At 51.0% G+C, this 25,640-nt stretch carries 22 protein-coding genes; 16 read left to right on the top strand and 6 right to left on the bottom strand.

The window, feature by feature from the left end:
* The first annotated feature begins 3 nt into the window (after window positions 1-3).
* From HW447_RS04685 to HW447_RS04695, 3 genes are all read left to right on the top strand, one after another.
* A complete protein-coding gene (locus tag HW447_RS04685; protein ID WP_176254174.1) occupies window positions 4-1,224 on the top strand; it encodes a TolC family protein in 1,221 nt (406 codons plus the stop codon).
* Between the two features lie 59 nt (window positions 1,225-1,283).
* Entirely contained in the window at window positions 1,284-2,504 is a 1,221-nt protein-coding gene (locus HW447_RS04690; RefSeq protein WP_176254175.1) for a TolC family protein, read from the top strand.
* Between the two features lie 304 nt (window positions 2,505-2,808).
* Complete coding sequence (locus HW447_RS04695) at window positions 2,809-3,048, top strand: HPr family phosphocarrier protein (protein ID WP_243176207.1); 240 nt, start codon at window positions 2,809-2,811, stop codon at window positions 3,046-3,048.
* A gap of 79 nt (window positions 3,049-3,127) precedes the next feature.
* On the opposite strand, the gene HW447_RS04700 is transcribed toward HW447_RS04695, so the two are convergent.
* Window positions 3,128-4,642: a BCCT family transporter gene (locus tag HW447_RS04700; RefSeq protein ID WP_176254326.1), complete on the bottom strand. Its 1,515-nt coding sequence runs from the start codon at window positions 4,640-4,642 to the stop codon at window positions 3,128-3,130.
* 248 nt (window positions 4,643-4,890) lie between these two features.
* On the opposite strand from HW447_RS04700, the gene HW447_RS04705 reads away from it, so the two are divergent.
* Window positions 4,891-5,442: a hypothetical protein gene (locus HW447_RS04705; protein ID WP_176254177.1), complete on the top strand. Its 552-nt coding sequence runs from the start codon at window positions 4,891-4,893 to the stop codon at window positions 5,440-5,442.
* A gap of 13 nt (window positions 5,443-5,455) precedes the next feature.
* Complete coding sequence (locus tag HW447_RS04710) at window positions 5,456-6,514, top strand: ComEC/Rec2 family competence protein (RefSeq protein WP_176254178.1); 1,059 nt, start codon at window positions 5,456-5,458, stop codon at window positions 6,512-6,514.
* 279 nt (window positions 6,515-6,793) lie between these two features.
* Here the strand turns inward: HW447_RS04710 and HW447_RS04715 are convergent, their stop codons facing one another.
* The gene (locus HW447_RS04715) at window positions 6,794-8,200 is read right to left on the bottom strand and encodes an alanine/glycine:cation symporter family protein (RefSeq protein ID WP_176254179.1); all 1,407 of its coding nucleotides are present in this window, start codon (window positions 8,198-8,200) and stop codon (window positions 6,794-6,796) included.
* Between the two features lie 219 nt (window positions 8,201-8,419).
* Between HW447_RS04715 and HW447_RS04720 the strand changes: the two genes are divergently transcribed.
* The 4 genes from HW447_RS04720 (at window position 8,420) to HW447_RS04735 (ending at window position 12,559) form a co-directional block, all read left to right on the top strand.
* The gene (locus tag HW447_RS04720; protein WP_176254180.1) at window positions 8,420-9,400 is read left to right on the top strand and encodes a zinc dependent phospholipase C family protein; all 981 of its coding nucleotides are present in this window, start codon (window positions 8,420-8,422) and stop codon (window positions 9,398-9,400) included.
* Window positions 9,401-9,553: 153 nt separating this feature from the next.
* Window positions 9,554-10,141 carry a biotin transporter BioY gene (locus tag HW447_RS04725; RefSeq protein ID WP_243176208.1) on the top strand — a complete coding sequence of 196 codons (588 nt, stop codon included), beginning with the start codon at window positions 9,554-9,556 and terminating at the stop codon, window positions 10,139-10,141.
* Window positions 10,142-10,159: 18 nt separating this feature from the next.
* Entirely contained in the window at window positions 10,160-11,080 is a 921-nt protein-coding gene (locus HW447_RS04730; RefSeq protein ID WP_176254181.1) for a LysR family transcriptional regulator, read from the top strand.
* A 165-nt stretch (window positions 11,081-11,245) separates the two neighbouring features.
* Complete coding sequence (locus HW447_RS04735; RefSeq protein ID WP_390469299.1) at window positions 11,246-12,559, top strand: O-acetylhomoserine aminocarboxypropyltransferase/cysteine synthase family protein; 1,314 nt, start codon at window positions 11,246-11,248, stop codon at window positions 12,557-12,559.
* A 4-nt stretch (window positions 12,560-12,563) separates the two neighbouring features.
* Here HW447_RS04735 and HW447_RS04740 read toward each other — a convergent pair whose 3' ends face one another.
* From HW447_RS04740 to HW447_RS04750, 3 genes are read right to left on the bottom strand one after another with little or no spacing between them, the layout of a single operon-like run.
* Window positions 12,564-13,121: a nucleoside-triphosphatase gene (locus HW447_RS04740; RefSeq protein WP_176254183.1), complete on the bottom strand. Its 558-nt coding sequence runs from the start codon at window positions 13,119-13,121 to the stop codon at window positions 12,564-12,566.
* 24 nt (window positions 13,122-13,145) lie between these two features.
* Complete coding sequence (locus tag HW447_RS04745) at window positions 13,146-13,955, bottom strand: ABC transporter ATP-binding protein (protein WP_176254184.1); 810 nt, start codon at window positions 13,953-13,955, stop codon at window positions 13,146-13,148.
* 7 nt (window positions 13,956-13,962) lie between these two features.
* Window positions 13,963-15,000 (bottom strand): FecCD family ABC transporter permease, encoded by a 1,038-nt coding sequence (locus tag HW447_RS04750; RefSeq protein ID WP_176254185.1) that lies wholly within the window; start codon window positions 14,998-15,000, stop codon window positions 13,963-13,965.
* 222 nt (window positions 15,001-15,222) lie between these two features.
* Here HW447_RS04750 and HW447_RS04755 point away from each other — a divergent pair, with 222 nt between their 5' ends.
* Window positions 15,223-16,386 (top strand): ABC transporter substrate-binding protein, encoded by a 1,164-nt coding sequence (locus tag HW447_RS04755; RefSeq protein ID WP_243176209.1) that lies wholly within the window; start codon window positions 15,223-15,225, stop codon window positions 16,384-16,386.
* 68 nt (window positions 16,387-16,454) lie between these two features.
* On the opposite strand, the gene HW447_RS04760 is transcribed toward HW447_RS04755, so the two are convergent.
* Window positions 16,455-17,405: an AraC family transcriptional regulator gene (locus HW447_RS04760; RefSeq protein WP_176254186.1), complete on the bottom strand. Its 951-nt coding sequence runs from the start codon at window positions 17,403-17,405 to the stop codon at window positions 16,455-16,457.
* 215 nt (window positions 17,406-17,620) lie between these two features.
* Between HW447_RS04760 and HW447_RS04765 the strand changes: the two genes are divergently transcribed.
* The 6 genes from HW447_RS04765 (at window position 17,621) to HW447_RS04790 (ending at window position 25,577) form a co-directional block, all read left to right on the top strand.
* A complete protein-coding gene (locus HW447_RS04765) occupies window positions 17,621-19,003 on the top strand; it encodes an MFS transporter (RefSeq protein WP_176254187.1) in 1,383 nt (460 codons plus the stop codon).
* 32 nt (window positions 19,004-19,035) lie between these two features.
* Window positions 19,036-19,905, top strand: a complete 870-nt coding sequence (locus HW447_RS04770; protein ID WP_176254188.1) for an amidohydrolase family protein — start codon at window positions 19,036-19,038, stop codon at window positions 19,903-19,905.
* Window positions 19,906-19,987: 82 nt separating this feature from the next.
* On the top strand, window positions 19,988-20,815 hold the full coding sequence (locus HW447_RS04775; protein WP_176254329.1) for a creatininase family protein: 828 nt from the start codon (window positions 19,988-19,990) through the stop codon (window positions 20,813-20,815).
* 197 nt (window positions 20,816-21,012) lie between these two features.
* Window positions 21,013-22,758, top strand: coding sequence for an ABC transporter ATP-binding protein (locus tag HW447_RS04780; protein WP_176254189.1), 1,746 nt, complete (start codon window positions 21,013-21,015; stop codon window positions 22,756-22,758).
* A complete protein-coding gene (locus HW447_RS04785) occupies window positions 22,748-24,655 on the top strand; it encodes an ABC transporter ATP-binding protein (protein WP_176254190.1) in 1,908 nt (635 codons plus the stop codon). The genes HW447_RS04780 and HW447_RS04785 overlap by 11 nt, the downstream gene beginning before the upstream one ends.
* A gap of 79 nt (window positions 24,656-24,734) precedes the next feature.
* Window positions 24,735-25,577, top strand: a complete 843-nt coding sequence (locus HW447_RS04790; RefSeq protein ID WP_176254191.1) for a GTP pyrophosphokinase — start codon at window positions 24,735-24,737, stop codon at window positions 25,575-25,577.
* Window positions 25,578-25,640 lie beyond the last annotated feature (63 nt).

The following is a 25,640-nucleotide window of genomic DNA, read 5'->3' on the forward strand; positions in this document are numbered from 1 at the left end:
ACCATGAAAAACAGGAACAGAATGATAGCCGGCCGCCGTATGGCAGCCATGACAGCGGCTCTTTTAGCTGTGTCTTTTCCAATGAATGCGCTGGCTGCAGCTAACAGCCCGGATGATAATACCTATCAGGCGCCGGAAGCGCCCGCCCCGGATTATAATAAGGATCTCAGCCCGGAATTTGCCTATACGGCGGATAAATGGGCTTCTCTCAGAGATAATGTGATGGAGTACGGCGAGCTGGCAGACCTGATCCATGAATATAACCCTACGGTCCGCAGCAACCGCTCTGCCTATAAGGATCAGAAGGGGAAGGATCTAAATGATGTATATGACCAGTATATGAGCGATATTGATGATATCTGGGATCAGGCGGATGCCGCCGATGATGATGTGACCTGGGCGTCTCTGCGTTTCTCTGCCGGCCTGCTCACCAAGTCGGCGGATAATAATTATCAGGATGCGGATATGGAAAAGATCCAGTATGATCAGCAGGAGGCTAAGCTGGCTTACCAGGCCCAGCAGATGATGATCTCGTTAGAGCAGGCCCGGTACAACATTACGGATCTGGAAAATTCCAGAAACCTTCTTCAGACTCAGTATGAATTTACCCAGGCCCAGGCAGCTGCCGGAATGGCTACCCAGATGGATGTGCTTACGGCTAAAAAGAGCCTGCAGGATCAGGATACAGCCATTTTATCGGCGAAAAAGAGCCAGGAAAACGTACACAGAAACCTGTGTCTTATGCTTGGCTGGAGTGCGGATGCCCAGCCGGAGATCCGTTCCGTTCCGGAGCCGGATCTGTCCCGGATTGACAGCCTGGATCCTGATGCAGACGCCCAGACGGCTGTTTCCAATAACTATGATGTGAAATATTATGAGAAAAAGGCAGGGAACCTCACCAGTCAGGACCTGATTGAGTCTAACCAGGCTGCCATCCAGAATGCGAAGGATACGGCAGTGCGTTCCTTAAAGACCCAGTACAATACCGTCCTTACGGCAAGAGACGCTTTAAATGCCGCTCAGTCCCAGCTGGCAGTAGCTCAGTCTGATTTAAGCAAGGCGGCTGCGAGTCTGGCAGCGGGACAGAGCACCAGCCTTCAGTATCAGACGGCCTCCAATGCCTGCACGGCAGCGGAAAATGACGTAAACACCAAGAAACTCCAGCTTCTTCTGGCGCTGGAGGGATATGACTGGAACGTAAAGGGACTGACCACCTCCAACTGACCACGCGGCATAGGTTTGAGTGTTGAGGAGAACCCTATTCATAAAAGGAGAAATGTAAGATGAAAACAGCGTTTATCAGGCGGAGTGCCGCCGCATCTTTGAGCCTTTTGCTGGCTGCCGCAGGGCCGTTCAACGTTCTGGCGGATACAAATCAGCCGGATCAGGCCTATACCCAGGAGGAACAGCGGCTTCAGGATGGACAGTTGGATTATGATGAGATCGAGGGCCGTGTAAAGAATTATTACGCACCCATAAAAAGCGCCTATGATATGGCAAAGGGGATGGTAAACGATCAGGCGGATATTGCAGTCAATGAGCGGGTTATGGCCGATGATCTCATCTCCCAGGCGGATGCGGCCGAGGATATGGCCAAGGAGCAGACAGGAATGGATCAGATGGTTTCCCAGGCTACCGCCAAGGCGCTGCGCAAGACAGCCAGACAGATGAGAAACGCAGCATCCATGATGGGACAGACCTTAAAGAAAACCTCCACTACAGAGCGTCAGGTAGACCGTCAGGCCAATGCGCTGATTATGAATGTCCAGTCCATGATGAATCAGTATGAGCAGCTGCAGTCCAAACGGGCCATGGCGGCCAAGGGCGTAGAACTGGCTCAGACAGCAAAAAGCCTTCAGGATACCATGCAGGCTCAGGGCATGGCTGTAGACGGAGACGTCCTCTCGGCCGCTGCCTCCCTTTCTTCATCCCAGTCCCAGCTAAGCAGCCTGGATGCGGGAATAGAGCAGATCAGAAAACTCCTGTGCAGCTTTACCGGTTATGATCCTGCACTCGAAGTCGCCTTTGGCACCGTCCCTGCAGCCGACCCATCGGTCATTGATTCCATTGACGTAAATGCAGACAAGGAGAGGGCTGTAAACAACAACTATAGCCTGATCAGCCTGCGAAGCTCCACCGGCGGCGGAATGACGGATTTTCAGTCCCGGACGACAAAGACCACGACCCAGACGGAGAATCGGCTGAGAAATGTGGAATATTCAGAAAATACAGTTCGCTCGGATATTCAGGCCCTGTATGACCAGATACTGGAAAAGCAGTCTGCCTACGAGTCGGCCAAAACGGCCTATGAAAACGGGAAAATGGCCTGGAGCGCGGCTCAGATCCAGAAACAGAACGGAAGCCTGAGCCAGATCCAGTATCTCCAGCAGGAACTGGCATGGCTGACCGCAGAGTCGGGTTACCGGTGCGCGGATCTGGATCTGCAGCAGGCGATTCAGAACTATAACTGGGCCGTTGCCGGCGTGGCGGTATCGGTTGAGTGATCTCAAATATCAGAATCTGTAATTTAGACAAAAACAGATCCCGGAAACGTACAGCCTGTTTCCGGGATCTTTAAAAATGCACAAAAATAGTGATTTATACATTGAATTTATTGTGACAGGGTGATATTATGATGTTAAGGTCAAAGGGTATTTTGCTTCGCGGGTAAGCCTGCGCCGGGGGATTTATCCTTTGAGGCCGGTATCATATATAACCGGAAAGGGGAATATATCATAGTTTAAAGGAGGAATATAACCTGCGTTTTTGTTTTTGGTGAATCGAGGTGAGCCTATGGTAACACGGCGTATGGACATAAGAAAGGGAGGGTGCAACCCCATTCCGATTTCTTACCTGATTCAGACGGCGAATCAGTTTGATTGTGACATCTTTGTGACCAATGATAATACGACAGCAAATTTAAAGCGCTATGATGAGATGAAGAGGCTGAATATGTGGGGATTTCTGACGTTCTGCTTTAAGGGGAGCGATGAGAATGCAGCAGAAAGCCGTATACATACGATCCTCTGGAAGGATACCAACGGATAAGGAAGTGTAACGTTTCATGCACAGTACAGAATAACAGGAGGCCGGATGACCGGGCCTCCTGTTTGCAGTTGTACGGATCCTATTTATGTTCGTTCAGGTAAGCGCCTGCGTCTTTAAAGAAGCTCCATACGATGAGAATGATGATAAATCCAATGGGAAAGGCCGCAATGATGGACACGGTCTGAAGATTGTTCATGGACTTTTCTGAAAAGATCAGCGCAATGGGGAGCAGCATTAAGGTAATAGCCCAGAACAGCTTAATAAAGCGTCCGGGTTCCTTCTGTTCCTGTGAGGAACGGCAGGAGTAGGACGCAGCCACCATGGTCAGTGCGTCAAAGGTCGTAGCGTAAAAGGCAATCATGGTGAGCGCCAGAAGGAGAAGGCCGGCCTTAGCGGCAGGCATGGTATCAAAAATCGCCATAATGGCAGTATAAAGATCCTGGGACTGCCTGTAAATGGCCATCAGGTCTGCCTTCCCGTGCATCTGCAGGGAAAGGCCGTAATTTCCAAGGATGATAAAGGAGGTAAAGGTGCCGGACAGTCCGAAGAAATAGCCTCCCAGAACTGTCTGGCGGATGGTACGGCCTTTGCTGATGGAACCGATGAAAAATGGAGTAGCCACACACCATACCATCCAGTATGCCCAGTAGAAGATCGTCCAGTTTTGGGGAAATGAGGAGGTGCGCAGGGCATCTGTCCAGGTAGCCATGGAGATAAAGTTCTGGGTCAGGTTTCCGATGGCACTGATGCCGGTTTCGATGATGTACTGGGACTCGCCGCCCCCCAGCAGAAAGTAAGCCAGAAGAAGGAAGAAAAGAGCCACGCAGGAGGAGGCCAGCCGCGCTACGCCCTTCATCCCAAAGTATACGGCCAGGGTGTATACAGCACAGATTACCACCAGGATAGCGATGGTAAGAGCCGGTGTCTCAGGCAGGTGGAATACACGGCTTAAAGCCATGGACAGCAGGGGAGTAGCCAGGGAGAAGGTCGTGGCCGTACCTGCTAAAAGGGCAAATACCGCAGTCAGGTCAATGAGCCGTCCCAGGGGTCCGTCTACCTTTTTTCCAAGAAGGGGACGGCAGGCTTCCGAGTATTTCTGGCGGCTGCGCCGACGTACATGGAGCATGAAGCCGAAGGCCACAGCCAGGATGATATAAAAGCTCCAGGGGATAGGGCCCCAGTGGAAGAGAGGATATACAGAAGCCCAGTCCTGAACCGTTCCCATATCGGAAATATGGGGCTCATCGGCATAAAGCATCCATTCACAGAGGGAGTAAAAGAGAATATCCGCAGCCAGCCCGGCGGTAAACATCATAGATCCCCACTGCAGGTTCGTGTACTGAGGCTTTTCAAGGTCTCCCAGGCGGATAGAGCCAAAACGGGAAAATGCGGCGTAGAGGGAACAGATCAGAGCGCCCAGGCCCATTAACAGATAGAAACTTCCGAACCGGTCTCCCAGAAAGAACCGGATGGAATTTAAGAAGGCAGAGGAGCCTTCCGGAAAAAGGACAAACAGGACGCAAAGCAGCGCGATACAAATAAAGGGGACAAGAGTGGATGTCCAGTCCAGTTCTTTGAAAAGCTCGTTTTTCATCGAGCGGATTTTATGGTTGGTATTCAAAATGACAGCCTCCTTTTTTTGTTCAAAAATAATTAAAATATAAATATGTTGAACATGATACCATTGAAACATGAAAATTGCAAGAGGGATTTTTCAAAAGATATGGGACGGCATACAGAAGATATATTCGTGGGTGTAACAATTTTGTAAGAAAAAAAGTCTGTTAAAAATTCCGTTTGTCCGTTATAATAGTAACGTTATAATCAAAGGAGGTTTTTGAAATGTTTAACTGGAAAAAGATGTCTCTGGTCCTTCTGGCTGCCGTATCCCTTTTAAGCGGATGCACCAAGAGCAATATTGTATCACCGGAGGGCGGTACAAGAGCGGAGGATGGACAGCCGGATACAGAGATCAATGAAGATATCAAGATCGACTGGACTGAGGTAAGAGAGGATTTACGGGATCAGTACCTGGAGCCGTATGGCCCTTTTGCTGACTATGTAATGGATTTGGATGTACGCTATGATGACAGTACCGGAGTGCTGACCGTCCTTCTGCCGGTGTCTCATCAGACGACAGCGGATGTAGCTGTAGCTTATGCCCAGGATGTGCTGGCTACCATCGGAACCTCTGTGTCTACCCAGAATTTTTACTATACGGCTCCGGAGGAGAACAGTGACGGCTATACCACAAGCTACGGAAGCTTTTTTGATGAGCATGACGCCCTGGTACAGGTATTCCCATATGATCAGGAGGGAGATACGTCCGCTTATATTATCAATGACACGTTAAAAGCAGGAGACCGCAGAGCGCTTGAACCTGTAAAACAGTAAGGAGGCATAAGCCATGACAAGGATCGACCGATATTGGAAACGCTGTGCTGCCGGCATGATGGCTGCCCTGCTGCTGATGACAGCCGGAGAGGGGAGTTTCACCAGCTTTGGCGCGCAGTCATTAAATTCACCTTCAAAGATCGTAATCAGCAGCTCCCAGACAGAAGGCGGTTCGGATCAGGCCGTACAAAGCAGCCCTGCGGTGACGGCAGCCTTTGGTTCGGTTTCCACCCCTGTGACGGATTCGTCCTCCTATTTTGGAGCAGGGCGGCTGACCATGCTGGCAAACCATGACACCAAAGCTCAGCAGCTGGCAGTGATCATTGAAAACGGAGCCGGCGGGCTCATTGTAGTGGACGGCGGCTGGAAGGAAAACAGTGCCTATGTTCTGGATCAGATCAAACAGAAGGGCGGCCATGTGGCGGCCTGGCTGATCACTCATCCCGATTCCGACCATGTGGGCGCTCTGGCGGATATTCTTCACAACCACAGCACGGAGATCACCATTGACGGCATTTACTATTCCTTCCTGGAGGACAGCTGGTATCAGGAAAAGGATGCCCAGGTGGCAGCGATGGTATCCTATTTAAAAGAGGGATTTGCAAAGGTATCCCCTTCAGTCCTTCACGGCGATATTACGGCGGGTCAGGTAATTGATGCGGGGCCTGCAAAGATTCAGGTTCTGAATCAGGCCTTTAAGGCAAGTAATGACTTTGTAAACAACAGCAGCGTGGCATATCTGGTATCCTTAAACGGAACTAATGTGGTGTTTCTGGGCGACATGGCCAGTGCCGGAGGTGAAAACCTGATGGCAAACGTGGATCTGGGGGCATTAAAGTGCACCATGGTTCAGATGGCCCACCATGGCCAGAACGGTGTGGACTACGAGGTCTACAAGGCGCTGCGTCCTTCGGTCTGCCTCTGGCCTACTCCACAGTGGCTGTGGGATAATGATAATGGCGGCGGTGCAGGCAGCGGCTCCTGGAAAACCCAGGAGACCCGAAACTGGATGGTACGGCTTGGAGTAAAGACCTACTTCTGCACAAAGGACGGGGATCAGGTGATTGAGTAGAGTCTGTTTGCTCATTCATATTCTGTTCATAAATCATTCAAAAAGCTTTTACACAATGAACATCTTTTCTTCATCTTTGGCGGGTATACTTTAACCATAGATGAGAGACAAGAAGTCATCTATCCCCAATATGCTTACAAGATTTTTTTCATAATACTCGAGCTGATAAGTAATTATCAGCTCTCCTCCCTTTTAATAATACTTTTTTCCGGGAAGAACGTATCATCGCCAGGTGATGCGTTTTTTCTGTTATTGGATGCGTTTTGGAGGCTCTTTTGTTTAATCGCCGGATGCAGGATGGCGCCATCCTGCGGGAAGGGAGATTTCACCGGATAAAAACAGCAGGGCAGTGAGGTTGGGAAAGGCCATGAGGCCGTTCCACAGGTCGGAGAAGAGCCAGACTGATTCGGAGCGGATCAGGCTTCCGGCGGCTACGGCGGTTAAAAAGAGGATGGGATAGAGCCAGTCTGCAAACAGGCTGGGAAGGCAACGGCGGGAACTGAGATAAGCCGCAGCCTGTTTTCCAAGGTAAAACCAGGCGATAACGGTGGCAAAGGCAAAGACGGCGATGGAGGCGCTGATCAGATACTCTCCCCCAGGTCCCAGACGGCTTTTGAAGGCCCAGGCGGCCAGGGCAGAACCCTGATAGGGGATTGCCTCCAGCCCCAAACCTCCGGTTTCCGTTATGCAGAGGATCACAAGGGCTGTAAGAGTGCAGAGGATCACCGTGTCAAAGAACACTTCAAACATGGCCCACATACCCTGTTCATGAGGCGTTGTGTGTTCGGCAGGGCCGTGGAGGATGGCCAGAGTTCCAAGACCGGCTTCGTTGGAAAACACACCTCTTGCGATGCCATAGCGCAGGCTGCGGCTGACAGCAAAACCCGCTGTCCCTCCGGCCGCAGCTTTAAACTCAAAAGCAGACGAAAGAATGTGCTTTATGACCTGAGGAAGGACAGGAAGGCAGGAGAGAATCACAATAAGGGAAAAAATAATATAGATCCCTGCCGCTGCAGGAACCATGCGCTCCGCCACATGACCGATTCGTCCGATTCCCCCGCGGATCACGGCTGCGGTGAGAATGGCAAATATAAGGCCCGCAAGCCACAGCGGAAGCTTCCAGGTAAAGGAGACGGCAGAGACGGCGGAATTGGCCTGAACCATGCTTCCCATGCCGAGGGAACACATCAGGCAGAGAAAGCTGTAAAGGATTCCTAAAAAAGGTACATTCAGCCCTCTCTCCATATATAAAAAGGGGCCGCAGACGAAGCGTCCGGCAGCGTCCCGGCAGCGGTAGCGGATCCCTAAGCTGGTTTCTGCATAGGCAGTGATCATCCCGATAAAAGCGGATACCCACATCCAGAACAGAGCGCCTGGCCCGCCGGCGGTAAGGGCGGTGGCTACCCCGGCGATGTTTCCCGTGCCTACCGTGGCCGCCAGAGCAGTGCACACCGACTGAAACTGGCTGATGGTTTCCCGGCTGTGCGGGGGATTTTTCTGCGTTTTTTTACAGGGGTCATTATCCTGGCTTTTAAACAGGCTTCCCACGGTGGAACGCCACCAGAAGAAAAAACCTCTGAACTGGAAAAAACGGCATTTTACCGTAAGAAAAAGACCTGTACCCAGAAAAATACCCAGGGTCCATGGCCCCCAGACCATCCGGTGAGCCTGCTCTAACCATTTCATAAACATCCTCCTGACCTGAAAAGCAAACGCCTGCTTTCTGCAGGCTGCTCTATATTGTCTATTCTGGTGAACCGAAAAGTATGCTAAGGAAGTATGGAGCATCATTTAAGGGATGGAGCTGCCCTGCCATTTTGCGAATTGCTCCTCGCATTTCCGTGTAAAATATGATAAAATGAGCAAAAACAATCACTGCCTGGGGCAGGAGAAAAGAGGTGTCCTATGCCGGGCTTTACTACCCATTATATATTAGGAATGAAAGCATATAACGACCTTCCGCAGAGCTATCTGAAATTTGTTATTACAAAATATCGATGGCTTTATCAGCTGGGCCTCCAGGGGCCGGATATGTTTTTTTATAATTTTCCCATTCTGCGCTACAGAGATCATCGAAATGTAGGCTCGTATATGCATGAGCATCATGTAAATGATTTTTTTCGCTGCGCTTTTGACCGTCTTTCACGAATCCAGTCTAAGCAGCAGAAGGAAGAGGGGATGGCGTTTCTCTGCGGTTTTATCTGCCACTACGTCGGGGATTCCATCTGCCATCCCTACGTCTACGGGCGGATCGGCTACGATATCCAGAACCCCGGAGGCTACTACCATGGGCTTCATGCCAAGCTGGAGAATGACATTGACGCGCTGCTTTTAAAGAAATATAAAAAGAAAAAGCCGTCCCAGTTTAATCAGGCAGCCACCATCTGCTTAAACGGTATGGAGACACAGTTTATTTCATCCTTCCTCTCGGCCTGCATCAATGATGCCTTTTATCCCTTAAGCAGCAAGAACCATTACCAGGTCACTGCCGGGATGGTGCACCGTTCAATCCTGGCCCTCCGTTTTGGCTGCCGTACCCTGGCAGATCCCAACAGCCGCAAAAAGGAGCGGATCGAGTTTTTGGAGTCCCTGTTTCTTAAAAATCCCGTGGCTTCCAGCAAGATGGTAACAGACGTGGTGGAGGATCCGGTCTGGAGCCTGAACCTGCGCCATGAGATCTGGTGCAATCCATGGAATAAAAGCCTTGCTTCCAATGCTTCAGTGCCTGACCTGTTGCGCCGGTGCCTTGCCAAGCTCAGCACGGTTTTTTATATGATAAATGATATCATAGAAGGGTCTAAGGTACTGCGTCCTGCGGCGTTTGAGCGGCTTTTGTCAGAGCTGGGGAATTATTCTTACCACAGCGGCCTGCCATGTAATGACTGAAGAGAATTGTCAATCTTAAAATAAAATAAGTTGACAATTTCTGCGCCCTGTGATATACCATTCTTTGTAAATCAACAGATTGGTAACGATTCCTGTTCCGGCGCCCTGTGACGGAGCATCAGGAGAGGACTAAGTGCAAAGGAGTGTATGATTATGAACCCAGTTTCTTCCAATCCGGCGAAAAAGGCCGGGGCAGCCTCATTATTTACCACCAGGGAAATGGTTCTGGCGGGAATGTTCGCAGCGGTCATGGCTGTTATTTCCCAGCTTTCCATCCCAATGCCCACAGGAGTCCCTGTGACGATCCAGGTCTTTGGCGTAGCTTTAGTGGGAGCTGTGCTTGGCTGGCGGCTGGGCCTTTGCTCCATGCTTGTATATATCCTGATCGGAGCCGTGGGCCTTCCGGTATTTGCCAATTTTGGCGGCGGCATAAAGTCTTTGGTGGGGCTGACGGGAGGGTATATCTGGGCCTGGCCGATTATGGCGGCCCTCTGCGGCATACAGCCGGGACTTAAAAGCAAGAAGGCAGATCTGGGAGCAAGGATTCTTCTGGCTCTTGTGGGCCTTGCGGCAGTGGAGATCATCGGCGGTCTGCAGTGGGCGGCGCTGTCAGGGGATATGACACTGGGCGCTGTATTTGCATATTCCCTGGTTGCTTTTATTCCCAAGGATATTGTGATTACGGTGATCGCGGTGGTGATCAGCGGCCCCTTCCGGAAAATGATTGCAAGGGGAATCTAAAAAGGGAGAATCATTTCCATGACACTGACACAGATGAAATATGCTATTGCGGTAGCAGACACTGGTTCTATGAATGAAGCGGCCCGCAGCCTGTTTATCGCCCAGCCCAGCCTGTCGGCAGCCATCCGGGAACTGGAGCAGGAGATTGGGATCGAGCTGTTTAAACGAACCAGCCGTGGCGTTTTGGCGACGCCGGAGGGCGAGGAGTTTTTGGGCTACGCAAGGCAGGTCACAGAGCAGTACCGGCTGCTGGAATCCAGATACATTGAAAAAAAGAATATCCGACGGAAATTCAGCGTGTCCATGCAGCACTATTCCTTTGCGGTTCATGCGTTCGTAGAGATGGTTCGTCAGTTCGGTATGGAGGAATATGAATTTGAGGTTCATGAAACCAGAACATGGGAAGTAATGGAGAATGTAAAGGACGGCAGGAGCGAGATCGGGATTCTGTATCTCAATGACTTTAACCGCAAGGTGCTGACAAAGCTGTTTAAAGAGAATGGCCTGGAATTTCACCCTTTGTTTGACTGTGGGATCTATGTATATATCTGGAAGGGGCATCCGCTGGCAGAATGTCCGTCGATCGGGCTGAAGGAGCTGGAGGACTATCCCTGTCTGGCTTTTGACCAGGGGAAATACAACTCCTTTTACTTTGCAGAGGAAGTCTTAAGCACATATGAATATAAGCAGCTGATCCGCGCCAATGATCGGGCCACAATGCTGAATCTTATGAGGGGACTCAACGGTTATACGCTTTGCTCAGGGATCATCTGCGAGGAATTAAACGGATCTGACTACTGCGCCGTTCCGCTGAAAAGAGGGGAGGCATCCCCGGAGGAAACAATGACCATCGGCTATATCTGCCGCAGGGGAAGCGCCGTCAGCGTGCCGGGGCAGAGGTATCTGGAGGAGATCGGCAAATACCGCACAGTACAGTAATGAAAGAGCTGGTTATAGGAAAAAACTATAACTGGCTCATTTTTTTGTATATTAGACGAAAGCAGAATACCATGATATGATTTTCCTATCATTTGACAGCAGCAAGAGCAAACCGTCAGGCCCCACGCAGGAACGGTTTCCAGAAGCAGGAGATATGAGGAGGACATGAAAATGGCAGAGAAGAACCCTAAGAAGAGAGACTTTCGATTTGAGACATTACAGCTTCATGTAGGACAGGAGCAGCCGGATCCGGCCACAGATGCAAGGGCGGTGCCTATTTATCAGACGTCTTCCTATGTGTTTAAAAACTGCGATCACGCGGCGGCACGGTTTGGCTTAAGGGATGCGGGAAACATTTATGGGCGTCTTACCAATCCCACAGAGGATGTGTTTGAAAAGCGTATCGCGGCCTTGGAGGGCGGAGCGGCCGCTCTGGCAGTGGCATCCGGAGCAGCCGCAATTGCCTATACATTCCAGAACCTGGCACACGCCGGGGACCATATTGTGGCAGCAAAGAATATTTACGGAGGTACCTATAACCTGTTTGCCCATACGCTGCCGGAATACGGGATCACCACCTCTTTTGTGGATCCCTTTGACTATGAGGCAGTAGAGGCGGCCATTAAAGAGAATACCAAGGCCATTCATGTGGAGACTCTGGGAAATCCCAATTCCGATGTGGTGGATATTGAACGGCTGGCAGAGATTGCACATACCCATAAGATCCCCCTTGTGGTAGACAACACCTTTGCGACCCCATATCTGGTGCGGCCCATTGAGCATGGAGCGGATATTGTAGTGCATTCTGCTACAAAATTTATCGGCGGTCACGGTACCACCATCGGCGGAGTGATTGTGGACGGCGGGAAGTTTGACTGGGAGGAAAGCGGGAAATTCCCATCTCTTACAGAACCTAATCCAAGCTATCACGGCATCAGCTTTACCAAAGCAGCCGGCCCCGCGGCCTTTGTAACCAAGATTCGGGCGATTCTTCTGCGGGATACAGGCGCAACGCTGTCGCCCTTCCACGCCTTTTTATTCCTTCAGGGTCTGGAAACACTGTCTCTGCGGGTAGAGCGCCATGTGGACAATGCCCTTAAGGTGGCGGAATATCTAAGCCGCCATCCCCAGGTAGAGCGGGTTCACCATCCGTCCGTATCCCAGGATCCAAAGCAGCAGAGTCTGTATAAAAAGTATTTTCCAAATGGAGGCGGATCCATTTTTACCTTTGAGATCAAGGGAGATGACAGGAAAGCAAAGGACTTTATTGATCATCTGCAGCTGTTTTCTCTGCTGGCAAATGTGGCAGATGTGAAATCGCTGGTGATCCATCCGGCTTCTACCACACACGCCCAGCTGACAGAGGAAGAACTGGCAGAGCAGGGAATTAAGCCAAACACCATCCGGCTGTCTATAGGAACGGAGCATATTGACGATATTATCGAGGATTTGGAGGAGGCGTTTGCGGCGGTAAGATAGTCTGTCACAATCGCCGCGGCAAAAAGGAGCAGATTTTTCCTAAAAGCTCAGGATCGTCCCTGTTTTCTTCTGTAACCTGCAGTACGAGTACCTCAGGATGGGAAGCGATTTCTTCTAAAAAATCCGAGTCAGCAGCCTGAAGTACGCCAAAAACAGGAACGGTTCCGTTCAGAGTATCAAGGACTGCCTGGCGAAAAAGAGAGGCACTGCCCTCATGAGGCCCCAGTTCATCCATAACGATCAGATCCTTTGAAGAAGCAGCAGAAAGAACATTGCAGCCCAGGCGGTCAAACCGTCTGGGCGTTTCGTCGTTTCTGGATGGATCAGAGGACGAAGAGGCACATTGTCCCTGGGGCCTGCATAGAAATAGAAGATTCGTATCGTCCGGTTCAGCGCCGGCCTCTGCAGAAAGCAGATGGACGGAGTAGGCTGTTTTTAAGAATGAATCGGTCCGAAGGGTGAAAAAACCGCCCACTTCCCCATGAAACTGTTTCAGAACCTTCTTTAACAGCGTGGATTTTCCCACCTGTTTTTGGCCGGTCAAAAATATGTGGCGCGCCATGATAAAAATCTCCTTATGTCTGTTTTATAAGCCGTTGGATTCCCTGCCGGACGGAGGCCTGACCGGCAGGCAGATGGTACGGGAGCAGCCATAGCGGTCGCGGATGGCAACCACATCCATCTCAATGCCGTAAACCCGCTCCAGATTTTCAGGTGTGATCACACTGGCGGGCGGGCCAAAGGCAGCTACGGAGCCATCCTTCATCATCAGCACACGGCTTCCGATGGAGGCGGGATGCTCCGGGCTGTGGGTGGACATGACAATGCAGTAGCCTTTTTTTGCCAGATCGGTTACGACCTCCATGAGAAGCTGCTGATTTGCGTAGTCCAGGTTTGCCGCCGGTTCGTCCATTACAAAGATCTTTGCGGATTGGCAGATAGCGCGGGCGATGAGTATCAGCTGGCGCTGGCCGCCGCTGAGGGCGGTATAGGACTGATTTACAAGCTCCAGGGCATTTACCGTTTCAAGCGCCTGAAAGGCGGCTTCACGGTCTACAGCCTTTGGGGCGTCAAAAGCGGAGAAATGGGAGGCCCGGCCCATAAGCACCACATCCAGAGCCGTGTAGGCAAAGATTGGCGTGTGGTATTGGGGAATGTAGGCGATCCGGCCAGCAAGCTGTCTGGGAGAAAGCTCTGAAAGCTCCTGTCCATCGATGAAAATATGACCGCCGGACAGAGGGAGGGAGCCTAAGATCAGGCGGAACAGAGTGGTTTTTCCGCAGCCATTGGGGCCGGCCAGACAGAGGATCTCGCCCTCATGGGCATGACAGCTTACATTTTTTACCACATCTTTATTTCCATAACCGCCGGAAACATTCTGCAGCTGTAAAAGCATATCCGTACTACTCCTTTCTCTGGATGATAAGAGATACAAAAAAGGGCGCTCCCATAATGGAGGTAACCACCCCTAAGGGAAGCTCCATCGACAGAAGAGAGCGGGCCAGATCGTCCATCAGAACCAGGTATCCGGCTCCCAGCATGGCGCTGGCGGGAATCAGCCGTCCATAGTCCGCCCCTGCCAGTCTGCGGGCCATGTGGGGGATCATCAGTCCCACCCAGCCGATGAGGCCCCCCAGACAGACGGAGGCTGCGCTTAATAGGGTGGAGGCTGCGATAAAGATAAGCCGGTAAGCACGTATATTGATGCCAAGGCTTTTGGCTTCCTCTTCATCCAGCGTAAGAAGGTTGATGCGCCAGCGAAGAAGAAAGATGGCCGCCAGTCCGGCCGCCATGGGAAAGAAACTCCATAGAAAGGCTCTGGTATCTGTTTTTGTTAGGCTTCCCATGAGCCAGAAGGTGATCTGCTGGAGGACGTCGTTGGGGTCTGCCACATATTTGATCATAGTCACGCCCGCATTGCACAGCGCCATAATCATAGAGCCGGTGAGCACAAGGCTCAGAGTGTGGGAATGGGCAGATCTGCGGCTGATAAGATAAGAGGCCGCCACTGCCGCGATGCCGCCTGTGAAAGCCGCCAGCTGGATCAGCCAGCCGGAAACGCCGCAGAGGATAGCAAAGGCTGCCCCCAGGCTTGCGCCGGAGGATACGCCCAGGATATCGGGGGAAACTAAGGGATTGCGGAACATTCCCTGATAAGTTGACCCGGCGACCGCCAGAGAGGCTCCGATAAAGACAGCAGAGAGGATACGGGGCAAACGAATATTCCAGAAAATAGTGATCGCCTGAGGCAGAATCTCCCCTTTATAGCCGAAACGGGAAAGAAAGGCCTTCACAACCTGAGAGGGGGACAGAGGATAGTAACCTACCCAAAAGGAGAGAAGGACGGCAGCAAGGAGAAGAAACAGCATACCGGCCATGACAAACCGATAGCGCCGCCGTAAAAATGCTTCCCGCCGAAGTTCATGTTCCCCTGAATACATAAATAGTTCCGCCTTTCTGCCCGGTTGGCTGTCTGGATTTTTTGTGATCTCTTAGGGGGGGCGCCCCTTGACAAAAGAATTTTCCCATGCTACGATCTGATTATCGTTATATTTTACAAAAAATTACGATATCTAAAAATATAACGCATAAAAATCTGATTGTCAATTCTTCATGAAAAATGGAGGGTTCCATGAAAGAAAGATAAAAGGGAGGAGAAGAAGATGAGACTGGCAAAACGTGTATTGCCGATTATCATGGCGGCAGTCATGGCGGCGGGAGGGATATCGGGCTGTTCACAGCGGGCTGGAAACTCTGAGACAGCGGCAGCAGGCAGCCAGACAGAAACGGCCATTTCACAGGCAGGCGCTTCCAGTGAGGACACAGGGGAAGAAAAGGGAGCGGAGGCCTCCGCAGAACGGGAGATCACAGATATGGCGGGGCGCAAAGTAACCGTGCCGTCTGAGATTGATACTGTGTTTTCTGCAGGCTCCGTATCAGCCATTTACCTATATACCCTGGCCCCGGACAAGCTTCTTAACTGGAATTATGACCTTAATGCAGTGGAAAAGAGCATTATTCTGGAAAAATACCAGTCCCTTCCCAACCTGGGGATGGGAGATGCCATCAACTATGAGGCGGTCATTGCGGCAGGCCCGTCCATTGCGCTCAATGTGGGGAAGATCAATGACAAGTTCATCTCAGACTGTGACAAGCTTTCCGACAGTCTGGGGATCCCGGTAGTGGCAGCAGATGCAGATCTGACCGCTTCTCCAGAGGTGTACCGTTTCCTGGGAGAACTGCTTGGAATGGAGGATGAGGCAGAAGAACTGGCCATCTATGCGGAAAAGACCTTCCGTGATATTGATCAAATGAATGTTCCGGAGGATAAAAGGGTACGTGTTTACTTTGGAAACGGGGAAGATTCCCTGGAGACGGCTCCGGCCGGTTCTGCCCATGGCCAGGCGCTGGATATGGTAAAGGCGGTCAATGTGGCTCAGGTAGAGACAGCAGACGGCTCACGGGTGCAGATTTCCCCAGAGCAGCTTCTGGCGTGGAACCCGGATGTGATTCTTGTAAATGGCGAGCCGAAAGCGGACTTAAGCGGAGCCTCTGCCGCCGAGACTCTGTTAAATAACCCGGATTACGCCTCCTTAAAGGCTGTGCAGGAAAAGAAGGTATATGGTACGCCCAATGCTCCTTTCAGCTGGGTAGACCGTCCCCAGGGCCCCAATCGTATTGTGGGACTCCGCTGGCTGTCGGGTCTGCTTTATCCGGAGTATCTGAACATGGATGTAGATCAGGAAGTGAAGGAGTTCTTCCGTCTGTTCTACCATGTAGAGCTGACAGACGAACAGCTGCAGAAGGTTTATAACGGAACCATATAGAAGATAAAACGACAAACAGGCCGACACAGGCTTCAGATCAGAGATGGTCTGGGCTGTGCCGGCCTGTTTCAGCCAAAGCGTCTGGCCTGCAGTTTCTCAAACTGCCGGGGAGAGATGGAAAAAGCCTGCTTAAAGGCGCGGTAAAAGGTAGAGTAGTCGGCAAAGCCCACCTGGACGCCGATGGACTCCAGAGGCTCTCCGCTCAGGATAAGGGATTTGGCGGCGATCAGGCGGCGCTGGGTCACATAGCGGTAAAAGCTTACGTCCATTTTGTCGCTGAACAGCCGGGAAATGGTTCGTGTACTTACAAAAAAATGGGCGGCCGCCGACTGCAGGGTTATTTTTTCTGCTAAATGATCTTCGATGTAGGAAATGACTTCGTCCATCAGCTCACGTTTTTCCGTCAGCGGTTCCGTAGGCCTGCTGTGCGTGCAGGCACGGGTCAGATGAATCAGAAGCTGTACGGCAATGGAAGAGATACAGGCATGAAAATCCTCCTGCCGGGCATCGGATTCCCAGCAGGCAGAGCGGAAATACTGTTCCAGATAGCCCCAGCCGCTGTCCTGGGTGCGGAGAAATGCCGGCTCTGACAGAGGAGTAAATGTCAGCGCCTCCTTCATGCATCGGATAAAATCGGGATGAATCCACATAACATAGCGGGAATAGGGCTCGGTCAGGCGGTCCAGATACAGGGGACGGTGGCTGATGCCGGGAGGGATAAAGACAATATCTCCCCGCCGCAGCCGGTATCGGTCGGCTCCCAGCAGATACTGTACATTCCCGCTGCGGCAGTATAAAAGCTCATAGAATGTATGGCTGTGGAGCTGTACCGTGTCCCGGATGTAATTTGTATCATCATGGCAGTCCACCATGGAGGAATCCATCTCGATCTCCTGATAGAGATTGGACAGGATTCTGCCGTCGGCGATCATGACCTTTTGAACTTCCTCGTTGCTGATCTCTGAACGAAGGTGGGCGGACAGCAGCTCCTGATATCGTTCTACTTCTGATAATTTCAATGTGATTCCCTCCCGGATATAAATGCAGATTCCCTGCCCGGTGATTATGAGGCAGGATCAGATATGAAATAACTATACTTCATTCTGTCTGTATTTGCAATGTTATATGCTGTAATTGTAATAGTAATTGCAAAAACGGTATGATATCCTTAATGTATCAATCACATAACATCAGACAGAAGCGGAGCTTTTACAGGCCGCGGCAAGGAGGAAGTATGAACGATCAATCAACGCGTCCCTTTGGGGTAAAGGACCAGGTGGGGTATGTCTTTGGAGATATGGCAGGAAGCTTTGTGAACCTGTTTGTGGACGCCTATTTTCTGACATTCTGTACATATGTGCTGGGGATTTCTCCGGGATGGATGGCGGGGATGTTTTTGGCGACGCGTCTGTGGGACGCGGTTGATGATCCCATCATGGGATCGTTTCCCGACCGCTGGATGCTGGGAAAAAGCGGAGATAAGTTTAAGCCATGGGTGAAAATGTTTATGATCCCTCTGGCCCTCTCCGGTATTCTCTGCTTTTCCAATGTGCCTTTTGAGGGAGTGGCTCTCCATGCATGGGTAGCCATTGTGTATGTACTTTACAGCATATTTTATACAGGAACCAGTATGCCCTTCGGAGCCATGGCAAGTGTGATTTCTTCAGATCCCATTGACCGCTCCAAACTTTCCAGGGCAAGAAGCATCGGAGGTACGATCGTGGGAATAGGTGCCCTGTCCATTGTGCCTGTAGTCTGTTTTGACAAGGATTCCAATATCCTGCCCGAACGATTCACCATGATCGCTGTAATATTCGGCGTTCTGTGCATAATTTCCTATCTCCTTTTGTGCAGTCTGACCGTGGAGCGTGTGCGTCAGCAGAAGCAGGAGGGAGAAACCTTTCATTATGGAAGAGTATTAAAAGCGGCGGTGAAAAACCGTCCGCTGATCGGCGTGATGGTGGCAACCATAGGAAGCATGATCTATATTACAGGAAGCGGACAGCTCAGAAGCTACATTTACAAGGAATATTATCAGAATACAAGCTTTATGTCCCTTGCCAGTCTGGGAACGCTGCCGGTAATGCTGATCTGCTTTGTCCTGGTTCCAAAGATCGTGGATAAATTTGGAAAGAGAAATGTCATTCTGGTCATGAGCGTCTATAACCTGATCCTTTCCAGTTTTATTCTGTTATTCCCGATCCAGAGCGCTTTTCTTTATACTGTTTTGAATCTGCTGGCAACCATCGGACAGACCGCGTTTACCATTTTGATCTGGGCGCTGGTTACAGACTGTCTGGACTACAGCGAGTGGAAGATGAATTTCCGGGCAGACGGAAGTATGTACAGTCTTTACACATTCAGCCGTAAGGTTGGCTCTACCATCGCCTCCACGGGCGCAGCTTCCGCTCTGGCAGCAATCGGCTATGTTTCCGGTGTAGGCGCAGTACAGAGTGCGGCAACTGTAAACCACATTTACTACCTAGTAAATGCAGTGCCGGTAGTGACCTGCATCCTGGAACTCATCGGTATCGGACTGATCTTTAATCTGGATAACAGGAAAACACAGGAAATGTACGAGGCTCTGGGAAAACGCCGCGGGAAAGAAACGGCATAATATAAACGCTACAGAAAAAGAGGGATTGCCATATGGGAAAAACAGACCTGCATCTGCATCTTAGCTTTGCTCCGGTATCAAAGAGTGATGCCATGTCAGTAAGCAGCTATCAGGAAATGCTGCCGCATTTAAAAGAACTGGGAATCGACAGGGGTGTGCTTATGTCCTGCGGAGAGACAAAAGGATTGCTGCCCTGCGGAACCAACGAAGAGAACCGCCGGATCGCAGAAGCTGACCCGGAGCATTATGCCTGGATGTGCTGTCTTGATGATGACCGACAGACAGAAACTGTGTATGACCGTCTGGCGGCCTGTAAACAACAGGGAGCAGTGGGGATCGGGGAACTGACCATCAACCGCCGTCTGGATGATCCCTTTCTGGACGCCATATTTGAAAGCGCCGGCCAGCTGGGAATGCCTGTAACCTTCCATATGAGCCCGGAGGAGGGATACAGCTACGGCGTAGTGGACGAACCGGGGCTGCCTCTTCTGGAGGCCTGTCTGAAAAAGCACCCGGATACGCTGTTTCTGGGACACAGCCAGACTTTTTGGATCGAGATCAGCAAAGATGCGCCCAAAGACAGAGAAGGGCGGAATCAGTGGGGAAAGGGGCCGGTTGTGCCCGGCGGAAGAGTGCCGGAGCTTTTTTTGCGGTATCCCAATCTCTGCGGAGACTTAAGCGCCAACAGCGCAGGCTGTGCCCTGATGCGGGATCCGCAGTTCGGGCTTGATTTTCTGGAGCAGTTTGCGGACCGTCTGTTTTTTGCCACAGATATGGTGAATGCGGAAATGGTATTTCCGCTGGGAGCATGGCTGGATGAACAGCGGGACGCAGGCCGTCTAAGCAGAATGACGTATGATAAGATATGCCGTGAGAACGCTAAGCGCGTCTTTGGAGTATAAAAATAACCAGCGGCCTCTTAAAGGGCCGTCCAGTGAAAGGAAGGAATGTAAAATGGAACTTCGCACCCGTATCCTGCCCCGTATGCTCAACAGCGAGGTAGAAACATATTTAAAGGAAAATGATCTCATCATCGTTCCCGTAGGAACGGTAGAGATGCACGGAGGTATGCCGCTTGACAGCGAGACCGTGATCAGTGAGGCATATGCCCTTAAGATGGCAGAGGCCTGCAACGGACTGGTGCTTACCGGCCTGCCTTATTTTTATGCGGGAGCCACAGCCACCGGACGCGGAACCGTACAGGTATCCATCCGTCAGGGCATTGACTATCTGAGTGCCATCGCCCACAGCCTTTTGCGCCAGGGCTTTAAGCGCCAGATCTACATCAGCTTCCATGGTCCTGCCCATATGACCTGCAGCCCCATGGTTAGGGATTTTTTCGATGAGACAGGCGTCCCGATCCTGTACATGGATCTGACTATGCAGATGTTAAAAAATGCAGCTGATCTGTTTCAGTCCATAGACAGCTTCCACGCTATTACCGTAGGCGCGTATCAGATCATGAACCGTCTGGAAGATGTGCCGCTTACAACCGAATTTTTCCATCAGAAGCCGCAGACCTGCAAGCCCTTTGATGACATCTTCGGTCTGGCCTACCAGAGCGCAGCTGTGGGCTACTGCTTCGGAGCGCCGGAGGATCACATGAGCACCACCGCCATTCCGGATGAAGCCGCGAGAAAACGTTTGGCTGACGAAGGACAGGCGCTGATCGAGTCTCTGGTGAAGCGTATGGATTTGCCTCACATTGCAGAGCAGATGCGCGCACTGGAAACATATAATCACGAAAACGAGGAGAAATACCCCTGGATGCCCAGCGCTTACCGGAAAAAAGAGGCAGCAGGCAGACAGTAAAACACATTTTCACAAAGAATCGCCGGGCAAATCTGCAAATTTCTGCTTGCCAAATGATTTGCGGATGCGGTATCATAGAGACAGGCAAACGGATTTACAGATACGCGCCTGGGGAGTCAGGACGTTCGCAGGGCGGACGTCCTGGTTTTTGTGCATACGCCTGTTAAAGATCTACAAAGGAAGGAGCAGCCTCTGATATGCTGAGAGAATTATCAAAATGTATCCGGGAGTACAGGCGGCAGTCCATTATGGCTCCGCTGCTTGTTTCCATGGAAGTGGTGATGGAATGTATTATTCCCTTTATCATTGCCAAACTGGTCAACCAGCTTAAGGCCGGTGCGGATTTTTCTGAGATCGCCGTATTTGGCCTGGTACTGATCGTCATGGCGACTCTGTCTTTGCTGTTTGGAATCGGAGCGGGAAATTCCTGCGCCACCGCCGCCTGCGGCTTTGCCAAAAATGTACGCAAAGATATGTTCTACAAGATCCAGGACTTCTCATTTGAAAACATTGACCGCTTTTCTTCATCATCCCTGGTGACCCGTCTCACCACGGATGTAACAAACGTCCAGATGGCCTATATGATGATCGTGCGCACTGCCATCCGGTGTCCGCTGATGCTGGTATTTTCCTTTTCCATGGCCTTTATCATGGGCGGAAAAATGGCAGTGATCTTCGTTCTGGTGATTCCGGTGCTGGGAATTGGCCTGTTTGCTGTAGCGCGCAGTGTTATGCCGCTGTTTCGGGCTGTATTTAAGAAATACGATGCCCTAAATGAGTCCATTCAGGAGAATGTCAAGGGCATACGTGTGGTAAAATCTTATGTCCGAGAGGAGTTTGAAAAGGAAAAATTTGACCGGGCGGCAGAGAATGTGTGCAGAGACTTTACAAAGGCGGAAAAGATCCTGGCCTTCAACAACCCTCTGATGCAGTTCTGCCTTTATATGGTAACGGTTTTCGTCATGTCCGCAGGTTCCTATACCATCATCACCTCACGGGGCGCGGATCTGGATGTAGGCCAGTTTTCCGCTCTTTTGACCTACAGCTTTCAGATTTTAAGCAGTCTTATGATGCTGTCCATGGTCTTTGTAATGATCACCATGGCAAATGAGTCTGCCCAGCGTATCGTACAGGTGCTGAAGGAGGAGAGCACACTGGAAAATCCCGCAGATCCCATCCATACGGTTCGGGACGGCTCCATTGACTTTGAAAACGTAAGCTTTAAATACTCCAGGACAGCAGAAAGAAATGCGTTGGAGAACATAAATCTCCATATCCGTTCAGGGGAGACCATCGGCATCATCGGAGGCACGGGTTCCTCTAAATCCACCCTGATCCAGCTGATTTCCCGCCTCTACGATACCACTGAGGGTGTGGTAAAGGTAGGCGGAGAGGACGTACGCAGGTACGATATCAAAAGTCTGAGAAATCAGGTGGCTGTGGTACTTCAGAAAAATATCCTGTTTTCCGGCACCATCGAGGAAAACCTGCGATGGGGAGATAAATTTGCCACGGACCAGGAGATTGCGCACGCCTGCCGTCTGGCTCAGGCTGACGAATTCGTCCTGCGTTTCCCTGATAAATATAAGTCTTATATTGAACAGGGCGGCGCAAATGTATCCGGCGGGCAGAAACAGCGTCTCTGTATTGCAAGGGCATTATTAAAAAAGCCAAGGATACTCATTTTAGACGATTCCACCAGCGCTGTGGATACGCGGACGGATGCTATGATCCGAAACGGCTTTAAGGAGTTTATTCCAGAGACCACAAAGATCATCATCGCCCAGCGCATCTCCTCTGTGCAGGAGGCGGACCGCATTATCGTCATGGACGGCGGAAAGATCCAGGCAGTGGGGACTCACGAGGAGCTTTTAAGGTGCAGCCCCATTTATCAGGAAGTTTACGAATCACAGAATAAAGGAGGCGGACAGGATGAAGAATAATAAGAAAATGACAGCATCGGGGAAAAAGACGCTTCTTAGGCTCTTGGGGACTATCTGCGAATTTTACCCCGCCCTTCTTCCAGCTGTGGTAATCTGCATTCTGTTTAATGCGGTCATAAACTCCCTTCCCGCCATCTTCAACCAGAAGGTCATTGCCGTGGTAGAGCAGAGCTGGCAGTCCGGTGACTGGAGCAGTGCAGGCGGCCCGATCATCCGGTATACGGCTGCGCTGGCCACTCTCTATGGCCTGTCTCTGGCGGCCTCTGTGTTCTTTAACCGGAAAATGGCGGTAATCACTCAGGGAACCCTAAAGCGGCTGAGAGTGAAGATGTTCAACCGTATGCAGGATCTCCCTGTGAAATACTTCGACACGCACAATCACGGCGATATCATGAGCTATTATACCAATGATATCGATACGCTGCGGCAGCTGATCTCCCAGAGTATTCCCCAGTTTCTCATGTCTGCGGTCATGGTTTCCACGGTGTTCGGAATCATGCTGTACTACAGTGTATGGATGGCCCTGGTGGTGGCAGCGGGTGTGGCAGTCATGCTTCGGGTCATTAAACACGTGGGCGGCAGCTCTGCACGATACTTCATAAGCCAGCAGAAGGCGATAGGAAAAACAGAGGGCTTTGTGGAGGAGATGATGAACGGCCAGAAGGTGATCAAGGTATTCTGCCATGAAGAGGAGAGCGAAAAGGCCTTTGACGCGGTAAATGAGGAGCTCTTTGAAGTGTCCCGCCAGGCACACCGGTATGCCAACACGCTTGCCCCAATTTTAAATAATGTAGGAAACCTGCTGTATGTAGCCGTAGCCCTGGCAGGCAGTATCCTTTTAATCGTAAAAGCGCCCAATCTGAGCTTTTCCGGCCTGCCTCTCAGTATCAGCATCGTGGTTCCGTTTCTAAACATGACCAGGCAGTTTGCGGGGAACATCAACCAGGTATCCCAGCAGATCAACGCCGTAGTCATGGGCCTGGCCGGGGCAGAGCGCATTTTTGGCCTGCTGGATGAAACACCGGAGGAAGATGAGGGGTATGTAACCCTTGTAAACGCCGTCCAGGATGAAAACGGCAATCTCACAGAGAGCGATAAGCGCACCGGAATCTGGGCCTGGAGGCATCCGCACCGGGCCGACGGAACCGTTACCTATACAAAGCTTACAGGAGACGTTCGGTTTGAGCACGTGGATTTTGGCTACGATCGGGATAAAATCGTTCTCCACGATATCAGCCTCTATGCAAAGCCTGGCCAGAAGGTGGCCTTCGTAGGGGCTACCGGAGCCGGAAAAACCACCATCACCAACCTGATCAACCGTTTCTACGACATTTCAGACGGAACCATCCGTTATGACGGCATTAATATCCGCAAGATCAAAAAGGCGGATCTTCGCCGCTCACTGGGAATCGTGCTTCAGGATACCAACCTGTTTACCGGCACAGTGATGGAAAATATCCGCTACAGCAACCCGGATGCTTCTGACGAGGAGTGTATAGGTGCCGCAAGGCTGGCAGGAGCCCATGACTTTATTACCCGTCTGCCGGAGGGATACCAGACCCAGATCCATGGAAACGGGGAAAACCTTTCACAGGGCCAGCGCCAGCTGATTTCCATTGCCAGAGCCGCAGCGGCCGATCCGCCGGTTATGATCCTGGATGAGGCAACCTCCTCCATCGATACCCGGACAGAGGCTATCGTTCAGCGGGGTATGGATGCCCTGATGCAGGGACGTACCGTGTTTGTCATTGCCCACCGCCTGTCCACGGTCCGCAACTCCGACGTGATCATGGTTTTAGAACAGGGACATATCATTGAGCGCGGCAGCCATGACCGACTGATAGGGGAAAAAGGTAAATATTACCAACTGTATACAGGCGCATTTGAACTGGAGTAGACAAACAGAAAGCAGGCTTATGTAAAATCCGCAGCGGTTCGGAGGATGGTTCGACCGCTGCCTGGAAGGAAGTGGAAACGTGTTTGAACGCGACGTATTTTTAAGAGCATACAACATTGACGAGACTGATTTTGAGGCAGCAGCGATTCCCTGGGAGGAGCTGGCGGCCATTTATGATGATTACCTGTCCATAGAAGGGAAGCTGCGAGGGATAGGAAAGGAATTTGTGAATGATTACCTGTACGATATCGAGCGTGCGGGCATTCATTCCTACCGATACCGAACCAAAAATCCGGGGCATCTGCTGGAAAAGATCATCCGCAAGCGGGCAGAACAGCCAGAGCGCTTTGCAATGATCGACCGAACCAATTATCATAAGTATATCACAGATCTGATTGGAATCCGTGTATTCTTCCTGTACCGGGAGGACTGGATCTATTTCCATAATTATATCACTACAGTCTTTGAAAATAACCCTGCAGGCTATGTAGAGGATCGAATCAGAGATTTTGATGAGGATCCGGGACATTTTTACATCGCCGAGCGGCCCAAGGTCTACCGCAGGAACGGCGATACAAGAATCTATGACGAAAGTCTCATTGATATCAAGTCAGACGGCATTTACCGCTCTCTGCATTATATCATCAAGTACAGAGGGTATTATGTGGAGATTCAGGGAAGGACGCTGTTTGAAGAGGGCTGGAGTGAGATCGACCATGATATCGTGTATCCTTATTTTAAGGATGACGAGATGCTGAAAGATTTTTCCACCCTGTTAAACCGGCTGTCCGGTATGGCGGACGAGATGAGTTCTTACTTCCGCCGTATGAAGAGCGTGAGAGAAGAACCTGGCAAGAACCGGAAGGAAAGACGGGCGCTGACAGGGGGAGGGAACATCTGGAGCGAGCAGGAGGAGCGATGAGTAAAAAGTCAGGCATTATAACGCGGCTTAGGATACAGGGTTAGCCTGAAAACAGAATACCAT

Source organism: Enterocloster alcoholdehydrogenati (assembly GCF_013282095.1).
Lineage (GTDB): Bacteria > Bacillota > Clostridia > Lachnospirales > Lachnospiraceae > Enterocloster > Enterocloster alcoholdehydrogenati.

Coding starts and splice junctions, on each gene's coding strand:
- HW447_RS04750 (WP_176254185.1), bottom strand. CDS start 15,000: ATGTATTCAGGGGAACATGAACTTCGGCGGGAAGCATTTTTACGGCGG.
- HW447_RS04705 (WP_176254177.1), top strand. CDS start 4,891: ATGTTTAACTGGAAAAAGATGTCTCTGGTCCTTCTGGCTGCCGTATCC.
- HW447_RS04775 (WP_176254329.1), top strand. CDS start 19,988: ATGCTCAACAGCGAGGTAGAAACATATTTAAAGGAAAATGATCTCATC.
- HW447_RS04725 (WP_243176208.1), top strand. CDS start 9,554: ATGAACCCAGTTTCTTCCAATCCGGCGAAAAAGGCCGGGGCAGCCTCA.
- HW447_RS04685 (WP_176254174.1), top strand. CDS start 4: ATGAAAAACAGGAACAGAATGATAGCCGGCCGCCGTATGGCAGCCATG.
- HW447_RS04745 (WP_176254184.1), bottom strand. CDS start 13,955: ATGCTTTTACAGCTGCAGAATGTTTCCGGCGGTTATGGAAATAAAGAT.
- HW447_RS04695 (WP_243176207.1), top strand. CDS start 2,809: ATGGACATAAGAAAGGGAGGGTGCAACCCCATTCCGATTTCTTACCTG.
- HW447_RS04765 (WP_176254187.1), top strand. CDS start 17,621: ATGAACGATCAATCAACGCGTCCCTTTGGGGTAAAGGACCAGGTGGGG.
- HW447_RS04690 (WP_176254175.1), top strand. CDS start 1,284: ATGAAAACAGCGTTTATCAGGCGGAGTGCCGCCGCATCTTTGAGCCTT.
- HW447_RS04770 (WP_176254188.1), top strand. CDS start 19,036: ATGGGAAAAACAGACCTGCATCTGCATCTTAGCTTTGCTCCGGTATCA.
- HW447_RS04720 (WP_176254180.1), top strand. CDS start 8,420: ATGCCGGGCTTTACTACCCATTATATATTAGGAATGAAAGCATATAAC.
- HW447_RS04715 (WP_176254179.1), bottom strand. CDS start 8,200: ATGAAATGGTTAGAGCAGGCTCACCGGATGGTCTGGGGGCCATGGACC.
- HW447_RS04735 (WP_390469299.1), top strand. CDS start 11,246: ATGAAAATGGCAGAGAAGAACCCTAAGAAGAGAGACTTTCGATTTGAG.
- HW447_RS04710 (WP_176254178.1), top strand. CDS start 5,456: ATGACAAGGATCGACCGATATTGGAAACGCTGTGCTGCCGGCATGATG.
- HW447_RS04700 (WP_176254326.1), bottom strand. CDS start 4,642: ATGAAAAACGAGCTTTTCAAAGAACTGGACTGGACATCCACTCTTGTC.
- HW447_RS04780 (WP_176254189.1), top strand. CDS start 21,013: ATGCTGAGAGAATTATCAAAATGTATCCGGGAGTACAGGCGGCAGTCC.
- HW447_RS04730 (WP_176254181.1), top strand. CDS start 10,160: ATGACACTGACACAGATGAAATATGCTATTGCGGTAGCAGACACTGGT.
- HW447_RS04785 (WP_176254190.1), top strand. CDS start 22,748: ATGAAGAATAATAAGAAAATGACAGCATCGGGGAAAAAGACGCTTCTT.
- HW447_RS04755 (WP_243176209.1), top strand. CDS start 15,223: ATGAGACTGGCAAAACGTGTATTGCCGATTATCATGGCGGCAGTCATG.
- HW447_RS04740 (WP_176254183.1), bottom strand. CDS start 13,121: ATGGCGCGCCACATATTTTTGACCGGCCAAAAACAGGTGGGAAAATCC.